The sequence below is a fragment of the Azotobacter beijerinckii genome, assembly GCF_900110885.1.
Classification (GTDB): domain Bacteria; phylum Pseudomonadota; class Gammaproteobacteria; order Pseudomonadales; family Pseudomonadaceae; genus Azotobacter; species Azotobacter beijerinckii.
Window position 1 is genome coordinate 1 of record NZ_FOFJ01000084.1, and the last position, 11,997, is coordinate 11,997.

General features: G+C 58.5%; 17 protein-coding genes and 1 pseudogene. 11 read left to right on the forward strand and 7 right to left on the reverse strand.

The genetic code is table 11. The features are described 5' to 3' along the window. The 5 genes and pseudogenes from BMY22_RS24510 to BMY22_RS21125 form a co-directional block, all read left to right on the forward strand. Positions 1-646 (forward strand): annotated as a pseudogene (locus tag BMY22_RS24510) (hypothetical protein); the annotation flags it as partial. Between the two features lie 43 nt (positions 647-689). Next, complete coding sequence (locus BMY22_RS25070) at positions 690-1,178, forward strand: hypothetical protein (RefSeq protein WP_090625214.1); 489 nt, start codon at positions 690-692, stop codon at positions 1,176-1,178. Next, positions 1,168-1,335, forward strand: coding sequence for a hypothetical protein (locus BMY22_RS24515; RefSeq protein WP_167363783.1), 168 nt, complete (start codon positions 1,168-1,170; stop codon positions 1,333-1,335). Before BMY22_RS25070 ends, BMY22_RS24515 begins: the two co-directional genes overlap by 11 nt. A 300-nt stretch (positions 1,336-1,635) precedes the next feature. After that, a complete protein-coding gene (locus tag BMY22_RS21120) occupies positions 1,636-2,025 on the forward strand; it encodes a hypothetical protein (RefSeq protein ID WP_139211206.1) in 390 nt (129 codons plus the stop codon). Positions 2,026-2,329: 304 nt separating this feature from the next. Next, complete coding sequence (locus tag BMY22_RS21125) at positions 2,330-2,539, forward strand: hypothetical protein (RefSeq protein WP_090625215.1); 210 nt, start codon at positions 2,330-2,332, stop codon at positions 2,537-2,539. A gap of 48 nt (positions 2,540-2,587) precedes the next feature. On the opposite strand, the gene BMY22_RS24055 is transcribed toward BMY22_RS21125, so the two are convergent. The 4 genes from BMY22_RS24055 to BMY22_RS21140 all read right to left on the reverse strand — a co-directional run bounded on the left by BMY22_RS24055 (position 2,588) and on the right by BMY22_RS21140 (position 4,795). Further along, positions 2,588-2,971: a hypothetical protein gene (locus BMY22_RS24055; protein ID WP_139204505.1), complete on the reverse strand. Its 384-nt coding sequence runs from the start codon at positions 2,969-2,971 to the stop codon at positions 2,588-2,590. A 53-nt stretch (positions 2,972-3,024) separates the two neighbouring features. After that, on the reverse strand, positions 3,025-3,357 hold the full coding sequence (locus BMY22_RS21130; RefSeq protein ID WP_090625217.1) for a type II toxin-antitoxin system HicB family antitoxin: 333 nt from the start codon (positions 3,355-3,357) through the stop codon (positions 3,025-3,027). Next, positions 3,354-3,539 carry a type II toxin-antitoxin system HicA family toxin gene (locus tag BMY22_RS21135; protein WP_341865018.1) on the reverse strand — a complete coding sequence of 62 codons (186 nt, stop codon included), beginning with the start codon at positions 3,537-3,539 and terminating at the stop codon, positions 3,354-3,356. Before BMY22_RS21135 ends, BMY22_RS21130 begins: the two co-directional genes overlap by 4 nt. A gap of 182 nt (positions 3,540-3,721) precedes the next feature. Continuing rightward, positions 3,722-4,795 (reverse strand): phage antirepressor N-terminal domain-containing protein, encoded by a 1,074-nt coding sequence (locus tag BMY22_RS21140; RefSeq protein ID WP_090625220.1) that lies wholly within the window; start codon positions 4,793-4,795, stop codon positions 3,722-3,724. A 625-nt stretch (positions 4,796-5,420) separates the two neighbouring features. On the opposite strand from BMY22_RS21140, the gene BMY22_RS21145 reads away from it, so the two are divergent. From BMY22_RS21145 to BMY22_RS24060, 3 genes are all read left to right on the forward strand, one after another. Next, positions 5,421-5,651, forward strand: a complete 231-nt coding sequence (locus tag BMY22_RS21145) for a hypothetical protein (protein ID WP_090625221.1) — start codon at positions 5,421-5,423, stop codon at positions 5,649-5,651. Positions 5,652-5,847: 196 nt separating this feature from the next. Then, positions 5,848-7,434, forward strand: coding sequence for an anti-phage dCTP deaminase (locus BMY22_RS21150; RefSeq protein ID WP_167363784.1), 1,587 nt, complete (start codon positions 5,848-5,850; stop codon positions 7,432-7,434). A gap of 3 nt (positions 7,435-7,437) precedes the next feature. Further along, on the forward strand, positions 7,438-7,686 hold the full coding sequence (locus tag BMY22_RS24060) for a hypothetical protein (protein WP_143068582.1): 249 nt from the start codon (positions 7,438-7,440) through the stop codon (positions 7,684-7,686). A gap of 77 nt (positions 7,687-7,763) precedes the next feature. Here BMY22_RS24060 and BMY22_RS21155 read toward each other — a convergent pair whose 3' ends face one another. From BMY22_RS21155 to BMY22_RS21165, 3 genes are read right to left on the reverse strand one after another with little or no spacing between them, the layout of a single operon-like run. Continuing rightward, entirely contained in the window at positions 7,764-8,576 is an 813-nt protein-coding gene (locus tag BMY22_RS21155; protein ID WP_090625224.1) for an endonuclease, read from the reverse strand. Then, positions 8,569-9,855, reverse strand: a complete 1,287-nt coding sequence (locus tag BMY22_RS21160; protein WP_090625227.1) for a DNA cytosine methyltransferase — start codon at positions 9,853-9,855, stop codon at positions 8,569-8,571. Before BMY22_RS21160 ends, BMY22_RS21155 begins: the two co-directional genes overlap by 8 nt. Next, a complete protein-coding gene (locus tag BMY22_RS21165; RefSeq protein ID WP_090625228.1) occupies positions 9,833-10,243 on the reverse strand; it encodes a very short patch repair endonuclease in 411 nt (136 codons plus the stop codon). The genes BMY22_RS21160 and BMY22_RS21165 overlap by 23 nt, the downstream gene beginning before the upstream one ends. A gap of 281 nt (positions 10,244-10,524) precedes the next feature. Here BMY22_RS21165 and BMY22_RS21170 point away from each other — a divergent pair, with 281 nt between their 5' ends. From BMY22_RS21170 to BMY22_RS21185, 3 genes are all read left to right on the forward strand, one after another. Further along, complete coding sequence (locus BMY22_RS21170; RefSeq protein ID WP_090625230.1) at positions 10,525-10,770, forward strand: type II toxin-antitoxin system Phd/YefM family antitoxin; 246 nt, start codon at positions 10,525-10,527, stop codon at positions 10,768-10,770. Then, complete coding sequence (locus BMY22_RS21175) at positions 10,767-11,144, forward strand: type II toxin-antitoxin system VapC family toxin (protein WP_090625232.1); 378 nt, start codon at positions 10,767-10,769, stop codon at positions 11,142-11,144. The genes BMY22_RS21170 and BMY22_RS21175 overlap by 4 nt, the downstream gene beginning before the upstream one ends. A gap of 615 nt (positions 11,145-11,759) precedes the next feature. After that, on the forward strand, positions 11,760-11,997 hold a 238-nt coding region (locus BMY22_RS21185), incomplete at its 3' end, for a transposase family protein (protein WP_143068583.1).

Genomic DNA, 11,997 nt, shown 5'->3' on the forward strand with positions numbered 1-11,997 from the left:
CGACCTGGACTTCGTCGACGTGGGCGGCGCCGCGCTGCTCGACGACGAGATCGTGCGGATCGACGCCTTCGACCCGGCGACCCTGAGCGGCACCCTGGCCCGCGGCTGCGTCGACACGGTGCCGGCCGGCCACGCCGCCGGCGCCCGGCTGTGGTTCCTGGACGACGAAACCGCCCTCGACCCGACCGAGTACGCGCCGAGCGTCACCGTGCAGGCCCGGCTGTTGACCCAGACCGGCGAGGGCCAGCTCGACCCCGCGCTGGCCGCGGTCGACAGCCTGCTCACCGCCCAGCGGCAGGGAAGGCCCTATCCGCCGGGGCTGTTCAAGCTCGGCGGCGCGAGCTACCCGGCCAGCGTCGCCGGCGACGTGGTACTGACCTGGACCCACCGCGACCGGCTGCTGCAGGCCGACCAACTGATCGACACCGCCCAGGGCAGCATCGGCCCGGAGAGCGGCACCACCTACAGCGCCCGCCTGCTGCGCGCCGACACCCAGGCGGTGCTGGCCAGCCAGACCGGCATCGCCGGCACGACGGCGACCCTGAGCACGACCTACGTCGGCGACGTGATCGCCGAGTTGTGGAGCGTGCGCGACGGGCTGGATAGCCACCAGCGCTGGCGGCACACCTTCGCCCACGCCATCTGATACCCCGCCCGCGCCAAGCGGGCTTTTCGTTTCTGGAGAACCCATGTTGCTATCCAAAATCCGCGCCGCGGCCATCGCCCCGGCGCTCGCGCTGCTGCCTGCGCGCATGAACAGTCCCCAGGCCGAGGCCATGCTCCTCGCCATCGGCCTGCAGGAGTCCGGCTTTATCCATCGCCGGCAGATCGGCGGGCCTGCCCGTGGCTTCTGGCAGTTCGAACTGGGCGGCGTGCGCGGCGTGCTACAGCATCCGCTGAGCCGGCCGCATGCGCTGGCGGTTTGCAAGGCCCGCAACGTCGAGCCGACCGAGGCGGCGGTCTATGCCGCGCTCGAGCACGACGACACCCTCGCCGCGGCCTTCGCCCGCCTGCTGCTGTGGACCGATCCGGCGCCGTTGCCGGCGGTGGGCGAGGTTGCCAAAAGCTGGGAGCTGTATGTCAGGACGTGGCGCCCCGGAAAACCGCACCGCGACCGCTGGGACGGCTGTTATGCGCGGGCGATGGATGCATTGAAGGAGGCCGCCGATGCTCGCTAGCGCACTGGCTTCGCTGTTGATCAAGGCTCTGACGGCCGACGTGGTCGCCCAGATCCTGCTCAGGCTGGCCAAGTACCTTGCCGGCAGGACGGACACCACGCTCGACGATGAAATCGTTCAGATCCTGGAGGAGGCCATCGCCAAGAGCAAAGCGTGATCGCATCTGGCCGCTTCGGGCCTCGCGGGCCGACCCTGCAAGGGCCGGTCTGTTCTAGTTTTCCTTGAAAATCAGTCGTTTGAAGTCATTCTGCGAGGCCTGTGGCGGACGCTGCTGCCTTGGCGGTTGTCAGGAGTCACCCCCTCCTTAAGCATGGGGTATCTATTATTTTATTGATCTAGGTCAATGAAATCGGTAGTTTCCTCATCAAGGGAGACGAAACAACGGCGATAACGGCGCCACTCTCGTCTCGATTGACTCGACCGGTAACGACCGCTCGTCTCGCTAGGAGGAACCGCCATGAAAAAGTTCGGAATTCTCGCTCTGGCCATCGGCATATTCAGCGTCGGCATTGCCAGCGCCGATGAAATTGTCCGGGAAGTCACCAGAGAAACCTCCGGGCAGGCGACTGGCGGCATGACCGGGATGATGGTCGGTGGCGTCGGCGGCCCCATCGGTGCACTGGTCGGTGCTGGGATCGGAGCCCTGTTTGGCGGTTCCGGTCAGAAGGCCATCGGTGCCAGCGAGCGTGTCTACCTGGTACGCACCGACAGCGGCGAACTGAAGGAATACCGCTCGCCGAACTACATCTTCGCCGAAGGCGACAAGGTTGTGATCCACGGCAACCGCCCGCGCCCGTATGGCTGGACCCCGGAAAACGCCGAGGCTTACGCCTACAACGCCCGCTGATTCCGTGCAGACCGAAACAACGAGCCCCTGCCTTTCCGGCGGGGGCTCTTTTTTTGTGTCTGCGATTTGGTGGTGGGAAGCTGGAGAGACGTTCAGCGGGGGCAGGGCAAAGGTCTGTTCAGTTACAGAGATACCTAGCACAAGGTTTTCTGGCGTTTTGTGCGCTGAGCCGGTAGCCGTGTTTTGTGAACAATTATGAAAGCCTCTGGAAGTATCGAATTAGAGCTGCTACAGGTATTCATGTCAGGCTAACGATTGATCTGTATCAATAGCCTGGCCTCCCCGGATCGAAAGGAATCGAACAATGACATTCGACGCAAAGCGTGGTGAGTTCAACCTGCTGATCGGCAAGGCAAAGGTGTGTGCTAGTCAAGGTGAACAAGACCCTACCTACTACAAGGAGGCTTTTGAGTCTCTGCTCGAAGCGATGAAAATACTGGCCGACAGCTGCGAGCATGACTTCAACTATCGATTAGACAAGGTGTTTGATACAAGCCTTGCCAATATCCTTTAGGGTTTGTCTGAAAAGTCCATTGGCTCAATGGCAGCCGCCTTAGACTGGTCAGAAGGCGGCCGTTTTTTGATCACCGAACGGCGCGAAGCGATTTTTCAGACAAACCCGACTGCCCCACATTTCATGCACTTGAAAACATAAGCCGTTGGGGTGAACCGCCCTGGGTTTCCTTTCGAAAGCAAGCCAGCCTTTCTCTGCCCAGACAACGAGCCCCTGCCTTTTCGGCGGGGGCTCTTTTTTTGTGCCTGCGATTCTGCGCCGGCGGGGGCTGGAGAGGCGTTTGCCGATGGCTTGCAGCATGACCGGCAGGAAGTCGGAGCGGGCGCCGAAGGGGTTGTGTATCCAGTTTGGCAGCGATTCGGGGGTGGAGACGTCGGCTCCGCTGGGGATGGCCCGGAGCTGCGGCTCGCCTTTGTTGTCGAAGGTCGGCACCCAGCGTTAGGGGCGCATCGAAAAGGCCACTGCTGCCCCTCGACGGCTGGTATTCACGCGTGCGCCTCTCGATCCAATACGTCGACAACCCACTGGTTGATGCTTTTGTTCGAGAGCGTGGCTTTGGCCGAGATGGAGGCGTGCAACTCCGGGGCCATGCGCAGGCTTAATTTGCCGGAGTATGGCTTTTGCGGAGCACGACCCAGCTTGGCGCAGGTTTCAAGGTAGTCGTCCACCGCCTCCTCGAATGCGCCGCGAAGCTCCGGGATGGATTCGCCGTGGAAGCCGACGACATCGTTGATCCCGACGATATGTCCGACGAGCAGTTTATCCTCGTCGCTGTATTCGATGCGGGCCGAATAGCCCTTGTAGTTCATCACGTTCATGGCGTTATCCCTGCTTTCTCAAAGAAGGCTTTTGCGTCGCGCACTTGGTATGGTTTGGCCTCTTTGTCCGGGTGCGGTCGATGAAAGGTGGCGATCACGCCATTCAGCTCGAAGCGGACTCGCGATCCGTTTCCTTCGACGACCTTGGCACCAGCCGCCACGAATAGAGACTCGATCCGCACCCACTCCAAGGAGGCCGGAGTCGGCTTCGAGAAGATGGCTTCGAGTGTGCTGCGTTGCTTGCTGTTAATGGTATCAGTTTATGATACCGCCAGAGATCGAGCAATGCCTGCCGCCGGGAGAGCCGGCGGCAGCGCTGACCTGCGAACAGGGGCGGGCAGCGCCCGCCCTAGAGGACTGCGATTCAGCGTCGGCGGGGGTTGGAGAGGCGTTCGCCGATGGCTTGCAAGATGACCGGCAGGTAGTCGGGCCGGGCGCCGAAGGGGTTGCGAATCCAGTTCAGCAGTGATTCGGGGGTGAAGATGTCGGCCTCGCGGGGGATGGCCTGGAGCTGCGGCTCGCCCCTGTCGCCGAAGGTCAGCAGCCAGCGTTTGTCGCTGATCAGCAGGGCGGCCATGTTGTCGGAGATGCGCTGGTCGGCCTCCTGGTTCCAGGCCGGCAGCGTGCCGCCGGCGTCGATCACGGCCTGACGGCAGCGCTCCAGATAGTCCAGGGTGAAGTTGCGTGCCTCCAGGCTCAGGCTGGCCACGGGCGGGCGCTCGGGTTCGGGCGCGGCGGTAGTGGTGGGCAGCAGGTTCAGCGCCTCGGCCAGCCAGGCGCGGAAGGGCGCCACCCGCTCCGGGTGGGCGTGCAGCAGGGCGAGTTCCAGCCCGGCCTGGCTGATGACGTTCAGCGTCTGCCGGCCGACCGGGAGGGTGGCCTTGTGCTCGGGCCGCAGGTGGCGGGTGGCGACGTGGGAGTCGCGCAGGCCGACGGCGCTGGCCACGTCGGCGGCGACGAACCAGACCTCGGTGCCGACGGGCACGATGCGGAAGTGGCGGTCGTTGTAGGTCAGGCGCAGGGGAGCGGAAACGTTGCCGGCCGGCAGGACTGTGCGCGGGTTGATGGCTTCGCCCTGCTGCCAGTAGGCGGCGAGGGCGGCGAAGCATTCGCGCTGGTACTGCACCAGGCGCTCGCGGATCTCGGGTTTGACGCGGGAGGCATCCACGCCGAATAGCCAGCCGTTGAGGTAGTCGAGGGGGAGGCAGACGAGTTCGCGGTGCTGGTCGTCGCCGGGCATCTCCGTTCGTGTAACACGAACGCAGGTCTTCAAGACTTCGTGACGCTGAATGCGCTCGTACTGCCCATTCCATGACAGGCCGATAGCTTCGCAGATGGGTTTCATCGCGACGAAGCGTTCGCCGGAGTCGGTGGTGATGACGGTGAGGTCGTGGCCTTGAAAGCTGACGGTGCCGAGCTGGCTGGTGATGGTCGACATGGTGTGACTCCTACGTTATGCGTGAGCCGCTTCCCAAACGCCAATTTGGGTGAGCGGAACCGTGCGGGTTGGCGTACCGGACGTAGGCACCGGCGGGTCCGAAGACCCCCACGCACGGCCCGCCCATAACGGGGGTAGCCATGCCGCGGGCACAAAAAGACCGCTTTTTAGGGCGGTGTTGTGTCCGCCTACGTGTACCGGGACGCCAATCCCAGGCTGCCGATTTGGCGGCAGCGGGGGGAAGGTAGCGCTAGTATGAGTAGGGAGTCAATCAGCATTCGTGATGGGTAATAGGTAAGTACGTGAAGAAAAATAATCTGATATTTTCTCGACACATGCCCGCACAAGCCCATGAGGCACACGGATTTGCACGGTCAGGGGCGGAGGAGATCTAGGAAAATTTCCTTTCAGGTGCTTACGATGGCACTAATATGCCAAGGAGGTTGCCTGGGCCTACTGTCCATAGCGTATAAATTCTCTAGCATAAATATAATGGTCACGAAGCCACAAGCTAAATATGGAAAGTGAGAGTGATCAATGTATGCTTTATACGATACGACTGTTTGGGTAGTTGTGCGCTGCTTGGTTTCTGATGATGTTTGGTCTTTTAAGTGGAGGTATATCGATGCACGGCGGAAAATTGACCAGTCAAGATCATAAGGCAATGGATAGATTTATTATTCGCGTCTTAGAGGCGTACAGGAGTGGTGAAATCACACAGCAGTCTGCCGCATCCGGTATAGCCCATGTGATGGCTGCCCTTGATATTAGTAACACTCAGGAGGCAGTGGCATGGTTCAATCAAAAAGGTGTTGAGTACTTCAAGAATTTAGATGATTTTCCTAGCAAAGCCTGATAATTGGAGACGGCCTGCACAAAACTCTGCAGGCCAAGTGGTAATAGGGTCTGATGGATGGGATTTGTCCACCTTAAGCCTGTACCCTAAGAGAGAGTGAGGATTGTAAGAGCGATAGTTGTTTGGTTTTTATATTGTAGTGTTAAGTCTTGTGAGTTTTTGGTGGCCCTGATGGGGTTATTTTGGGGAGGTGTTTGTGTCTTCTTCGGAACCTGGTTTGAAAGTTGTTAGTAGTGATTCTAAGGGAAAGGCTTTTGATGATATTGCGGCTATAGATAATACGCTTACTCCTCAAATTGTTATTGCGCTATGCGGCCCTTTAGGGACGCCGCTTCACGAAGTGGCGGAGAGCTTTAGAGCTCTATTGCTAAGTACGGATTATGGTTATGAGCATGTCGATATCATCAAGCTGAGCAGTGAGATAAGAGAAAAGGGTGGTCTTGATAAAAATTGCTCGATAAAAGAGTTGATTGAGAAGGGTAACGAGCTTCGTAAGCAGCATGGGAACGCTATTCTGGCCAAGCTGGCTATAAAGAAAATAAGCCTGGCTAGAGAGAGGGAGCAGAAGAAAGCTGCAGATGCAAGGGTTGCGGAACAGCCTGATCTTTTTTCTGGCGAATCGGATGAGGCACATATTCCAAATGTCAGGCTTAGATGGTGTCATATTATTGACTCAATAAAGCATGTTGATGAGTTGCACCTGTTGAGGTCTATCTATGGAGATATGTTATATGTTATTGGGGTCTACTCCCCGATTGAGTTGCGCGTTTCTCGTCTGGAGGAGGTTCTAAAGGGCGGTGCTATCCATGAGTTGATAGATAGAGATTCTGGAGAGGAAATAGATCATGGCCAACGAGTTGAGGATACATTTCCGCAGTCAGATTTTTTTCTTAGAGTTGAAAAAATAACAGACTCTCATCGGCGTAGTAGGGTGAAGCGATTCCTCGACTTGATGCTTGGGACGGTTATAGCGACTCCTACTGTTAATGAGAGAGCTATGTATGCGGCATATTCTGCTGCTAGAAACTCTGCATGCCTATCTAGGCAGGTTGGAGCCTCAATAGCTAATGACAATGGTGAGATATTGTCAATTGGTTGGAATGATGTTCCAAAAGCTTTTGGTGGGCTTTATCAAACTGAAGGTGATGGGCTCAATTCTGATGAGGACCGCCGCTGTTGGAATATGCGAGGAGGAATCTGTTCTAACGATCAAGAGAAAAAAGCTATTTCTAATTTTATAGTGGAAAAGCTGGTTGATGCAGGTGTTGTTCCCAAGGATAAGTCTGATATTGCTGTTGATGTTATTCGTAAAAAAACGCAGCTTAAAAGTTTGATCGAGTTTTCTAGGGCAGTTCATGCGGAAATGCATGCGCTTTTGAATGCGGGAGCGGCTGATGGAGGTAAAGTACAAGGTAGTAGCCTATTTGTTACTACCTATCCATGTCATTCGTGTGCTCGTCATTTGGTGGCGGCTGGAGTTAAAGAGGTCATATTCCTAGAGCCATACCGAAAAAGTCTGGCAACCAAGCTGCATCAAGATGCTATAACTGAAAACGAGGCTGATGCAACGAAGGTGCGTATATTGCCGTTTGATGGGGTGGCACCTTCTCGGTACTTAAAATTTTTTTCTGCTCATCCAGCAGGGCGTAAAACAGACGGTAAAATGATTATCAGAGAGGCTGAGCCTGTAACTCGGATCTCGATGGAGGCTGTTTCGACGCTTGAGGGGTTGGTTGTTAAGGGGCTAGAATCCGCGGCCCTCGCGGAAGGGGAAAGGAGATAAGTTATGCATTACTTCGATCAAGATCAGGCTACTGAAGAGATGGTACAGCTATCTTTTTGCTTCGATCATGCTGGCTATGGAGGCGAAAATCATCTCCAAGCCCATTTTCGAGAATGCTCTGTGGTTGAGGTCGCGCAAGAGTCTTTCTCTATCAAAGGTTGTGAGGTGATAGCATTTCCAGAGGGTCGCCGCGTGTCTAATCTAGAGGCACAGTTGGTGCGTCGCATCCTGCACCGTTCTAGGTTTTTCTGATTTTCAAGCGAACAGGGTGGACAGCGCTCTGCTTGTCCACCACAGCATCCACGCACTGTTCAAGTGTCCGCAATGCCCTAATCGGCCCGCAAGTTGTAAGCCTGCAAATCCTCGCTCTTGATCTCGGCAGCCGGCACAAGCCGGTAGTGCTTCTCTTCCACAACCTTGACTTCGTCGTCCTGCACGGTGAGTTCGAACATGGCTATTCGGTCTTGGGTCATGAACTGTGCGGAAACGGCGCGGCATACCAAATCGGGAAATTTCGTCTTGCAGTAGGCGATATCCTGGTTGGTCTGGACTACGCCGTGCTTGTCCGAGCCGCCCTTGGCCTGAACGGGGACGACGAACTGACGGCCGTGGCGGTCTATGCCCACGTACATTTCGTCGATTTCGATCTGGCCGATGCTCTTGAGGTTGGTGCGCAGGTGGTTCTGCAGCGAGTAGGCGGTGATGCCGAGAAAAATGTCGATCAGCCGGTTGTAGCGCACTTTGGCGAGCAGGGCTTGCTCGTCGCTCAGCGCGTAGGCGGCGATGATCTCGGGTGTCGAGTCCGGCACTTTGACGGTGATCAGGTCCGGGCGCGGGACGATGCGATTCAGCTTGGCCTGCCTGAAGCGATAGAGCGCCTGACCGCAGCCCTCGATGATCCACTCCAGTCCTTCGTCCGCGGTGGCGAGGATGGCCGGCGGAAGCTCGTAGCGATAGCGGAAGGAGTAGATCAGGTCGCCGAGGTTTTTCGGCAAGGCAACGTCGAGCCCGGCCGCAACGGAGACGATTTCCTCCCGGGCAAACTGGAATTCCAGCGTGCCGGACGTGTAGTGGGAGAAGAAGATTCGCTCGATGATGGCGGCGTAGCGGTTCGGTTTCCTGGCCGGTTTGGCGTCAGACATTGGACTCTTCCGTAAGCGAATCTTGAGAGGCAGTTTTGCGGGTGCGCTGGGCGATGGTGTCGTGCGGCACGTCGAAGTAACGGGCAGCCCTGCTCATATCGAAGTTCAGCAGCTCGGTATTGCCCGGTTGCAGCGTTTCCGCCGGTTTGCTCGGCGCGACCCCGAGGGCCTGCATGACGGAGCCGGCAATGGCTCGGCCGAGCAGCGGCGGCACGCTGTTGCCGATCTGGCGGAAGCCGTGCCACTTGGTGGCGTGGAAGCGGAACCAGTCGGGGAACGAGTGCAGTCGCGCGGCCTCGCGCACGGTAACGACGCGGGGCAGGGTGGGGTGGATCGGCCGGGGCGAGGTGAAGGCGCCACGGGCGCTGTCGGTGCCGGCGCGCAGGGTGTTGCACAGGCCGTCGAGCGGCAGCTTGCGGAAGCGGCTGACCGGCTCGGTCTTGCCCGGTTCGGTGGCGAGGAAGCGCTCCTGGGACAGGGCGGTGTGTTCGGTGCGCAGGCTGGAGGTGAGCAGGTCGCGCGCGAAGTGGCGTTCGTAGCCGAAGTCGTGCGGGTCGGCTTCGAGCCGGCGCAGCCGGCGTGCGTAGGTGGCGTCGGTGTTCCAGACGGTTCGCACTTCGTCGCTGCCGCTCAGTTCGTCGAAGGCGTTGGCGTCGGGAAGATCGCCGATGGCTTCGACGACGGTCACACGCTCGGCCTGCGGTTCGGGGTAGGCAGCCTGGGCGAAGCTGCGGCGGGTGCCGATCAGGAACAGGCGTTTGCGGTCCTGCGGGACGCCGTAGTCGGCGGCGTTCAGAACCTTGTAGGGCAGCGCGACGTCGTAGCCGGCGTCGCCTAGGGCGGCGATCAGCTCTTCGAGAAACCCGGCATGCTTGCCGAGGGTGAGTCCTTTGACGTTCTCGAAGACGCAGTACTTGGGCTGCAGCTCGGCGACGATGCGGACGTAGTGGAAGACCAGTTGGTTTCTCGGGTCGTCCAGGGCGCGTTTGCCGATCATGGAAAAACCCTGGCAGGGGGCACCGCCGAACACGACGTCGATGTCTCGGTCGCCCAGCCCGGCCAGACGCCGGATGTCGGCACCGCCGATGTCCGTGACGCTGGCACAGATGGTCTTGCATGTGGGGAAGTTGTATTCGTGCACGGCGCAATGGATGGGGTCGATCTCGACCGCGGCGGCGATGTCGAAGCCCGCTTGCTCGAAGCCCAGGGACAGGCCGCCGGCACCCGCGAAAAGGTCGATGCCGATGGGGCGTGCGTTACTCGCTTTGGATGAACTCATTTAACCTGTTCGCCAACGTTTCGATGTCTTTCAGCTCGCACTGCCAGACGGTGAGCACTCGCCAGCCGTCCGCCTCGAGCGATGCGATGTTTTCCCGGTCCCGCTCTCGGTTGCGGTCGATCTTGGCCTGCCAGAACTCGACGCGGGATTTGGGGAGGCGGCCGTATCGGCAGCCGGGGTGGCCATGCCAGAAGCAGCCGTTCACGAAAACGACCTTCTTCCTTCCGAGAAAGACCAGGTCGGGGCTGCCGGGCAGGTGCTTGGAATGCAGACGATACCGGTAACCCATGGAGAACACCAACCGCCTGACGACGAGCTCGGGCTTGGTGTTCTTCGACGCGACCCGGCTCATCAGCCAGCTACGGCGTTCGGGGGTGAGCCTGTCCATGCGGTTTGACCTCCGGGGCGGCTGCGATCGACGGCTTGCCGGGTCAGGCCGAGACGAAGCAAGTAGGGTAGACAACGGCACAGCCTTGTCTACCGATACAAACGGTGGGTAATCGCTGTGCGAGTTACCCACCCTACGGCTACGTAGCTCTGCTCGACACCGCCGATCTGCCCCCCGAATTCGAATCGGCCTTCGCCAATCGTTGCACCAGCAACAGAGCCTTGCGAACCGCTCGCTGACTTTCTATGATATTTGGCTAAATCTAGCTAAATATAGGGCGCATGATGGAAATCATCCCGCTGGCCGATGCCAAAAACAACCTATCCCGCCTTGTGGATGCCGCCAGCGATGGGCAAGAAATCATCATTGCCAAGCACGGTCGCCCTATGGCCCGCCTTGTGGCCGCTGGCAAGCCTGTCCGGCTGCGCTACGGCACCCTGAAAGGTCAGATTCACGTAGCCGATGACTTCGATGCCGAACTGCCCAGCGAAGCCTTGGCTGGTTTTGAAGGCAAGGGTTCGGCATGAGGCTGTTAATCGACACCCATATCCTGATCTGGATATTGATCGACGACCCCAGGCTGACCCCCAAAGCCCGTAAGCTACTGGGCAAAGCCAGCGAGATTTACATCAGCACCGCTTCCTTCTGGGAGATGGCCATCAAGCAGAATCTCGGCAAACTGGATCTTCAGCTCGAACAGGTCGTTGAAGAATGCCAAAACCTGGGCATCCAAGAATTACCCGTGACCGCAGAACACACCCTTGCCTTACTGGGCCTTGAACCCCTGCACAAAGACCCCTTTGATCGGCTGTTGGTAGCCGTGGCCAAGGCCGAACCCATGAAGCTACTCACGGCGGACAGCAAGGTAGCGGCTTATACGGAGTTGGCGGTGTTGATTTAACGAGGGAAAAGGGATGCTCAAGCCTTGTAGGGCGGGCGCAGCCCGCCGGACATGGCGCCGGGCAGGAAGCATCTGCGGGAGGCGGATCGGTGGAAGAGGGTGGTTGTTATGACGAAACGATGGGCGGGGAGGAATGTTCGGTGTGACAAAATTGGTACGCGAGCTTTGCCGCTTCTCTGTAGGCCGCATGTGGCGGGCGTTACAGCTTTAGTCTTTCCGATCCAGCATCGGCGCAACGCAAAAGCGGCGAGACGGCTCAGGGCACGTGGTTACTGGCTTTGAGCTTGATTTCTGTAGCATTTTCGACCGCCTGATTTGATGCCGTTTTCGCCTGTTTTTGCTTGTTTTGGGGTGTCGTTGCTACAGATGTAGCAATCCAAAAACGTCATGTAGCAAATTAAAATGGGCATGATTGCATCGCGGCGCCGCAAGGATGGCACCACCGGTTATACGGCGCAGATCAGGATCATGCGCGATGGCACGCGAGTCTACCAAGAAAGCCGACCTTCGATTGGAAGCAGGCGGCTCAGGCCAGGGCAATCGCATGAAGCGAACGCCTCGCATTTGAAACCGTGATCGCAAGACTGTATCAATGGGATATTTGAGCACCTGCGCATGCCCTCCCTTCCCATGCCCATCACGGACGTATTCGTCGCCCTGGCCGATCCTCGGCAGACCAACAAGGTTCAGCACTCCCTGGCCGAAACCCAGACCGTCGCCGTCTGCGGCATTCTGGTCGGTGCCGATACCTTCGAAGAGATCCAGGCGTGGGCTCAGGAGAAGCTACCCTGGCTTCGTCGCTACATGGAATTGCCCAACGGCATTCCTTCGCACAACACCTTCGCCAGGCTCT

Excerpts from the sequence above, each read along its gene's own strand:
- BMY22_RS25070 (WP_090625214.1), top strand. The coding sequence starts at position 690 with ATGTTGCTATCCAAAATCCGCGCCGCGGCCATCGCCCCGGCGCTCGCG.
- BMY22_RS24515 (WP_167363783.1), top strand. The coding sequence starts at position 1,168 with ATGCTCGCTAGCGCACTGGCTTCGCTGTTGATCAAGGCTCTGACGGCC.
- BMY22_RS21120 (WP_139211206.1), top strand. The coding sequence starts at position 1,636 with ATGAAAAAGTTCGGAATTCTCGCTCTGGCCATCGGCATATTCAGCGTC.
- BMY22_RS21125 (WP_090625215.1), top strand. The coding sequence starts at position 2,330 with ATGACATTCGACGCAAAGCGTGGTGAGTTCAACCTGCTGATCGGCAAG.
- BMY22_RS21130 (WP_090625217.1), bottom strand. The coding sequence starts at position 3,357 with ATGAACGTGATGAACTACAAGGGCTATTCGGCCCGCATCGAATACAGC.
- BMY22_RS21140 (WP_090625220.1), bottom strand. The coding sequence starts at position 4,795 with ATGTCGACCATCACCAGCCAGCTCGGCACCGTCAGCTTTCAAGGCCAC.
- BMY22_RS21145 (WP_090625221.1), top strand. The coding sequence starts at position 5,421 with ATGCACGGCGGAAAATTGACCAGTCAAGATCATAAGGCAATGGATAGA.
- BMY22_RS24060 (WP_143068582.1), top strand. The coding sequence starts at position 7,438 with ATGCATTACTTCGATCAAGATCAGGCTACTGAAGAGATGGTACAGCTA.
- BMY22_RS21155 (WP_090625224.1), bottom strand. The coding sequence starts at position 8,576 with ATGTCTGACGCCAAACCGGCCAGGAAACCGAACCGCTACGCCGCCATC.
- BMY22_RS21160 (WP_090625227.1), bottom strand. The coding sequence starts at position 9,855 with ATGAGTTCATCCAAAGCGAGTAACGCACGCCCCATCGGCATCGACCTT.
- BMY22_RS21165 (WP_090625228.1), bottom strand. The coding sequence starts at position 10,243 with ATGGACAGGCTCACCCCCGAACGCCGTAGCTGGCTGATGAGCCGGGTC.
- BMY22_RS21170 (WP_090625230.1), top strand. The coding sequence starts at position 10,525 with ATGATGGAAATCATCCCGCTGGCCGATGCCAAAAACAACCTATCCCGC.
- BMY22_RS21175 (WP_090625232.1), top strand. The coding sequence starts at position 10,767 with ATGAGGCTGTTAATCGACACCCATATCCTGATCTGGATATTGATCGAC.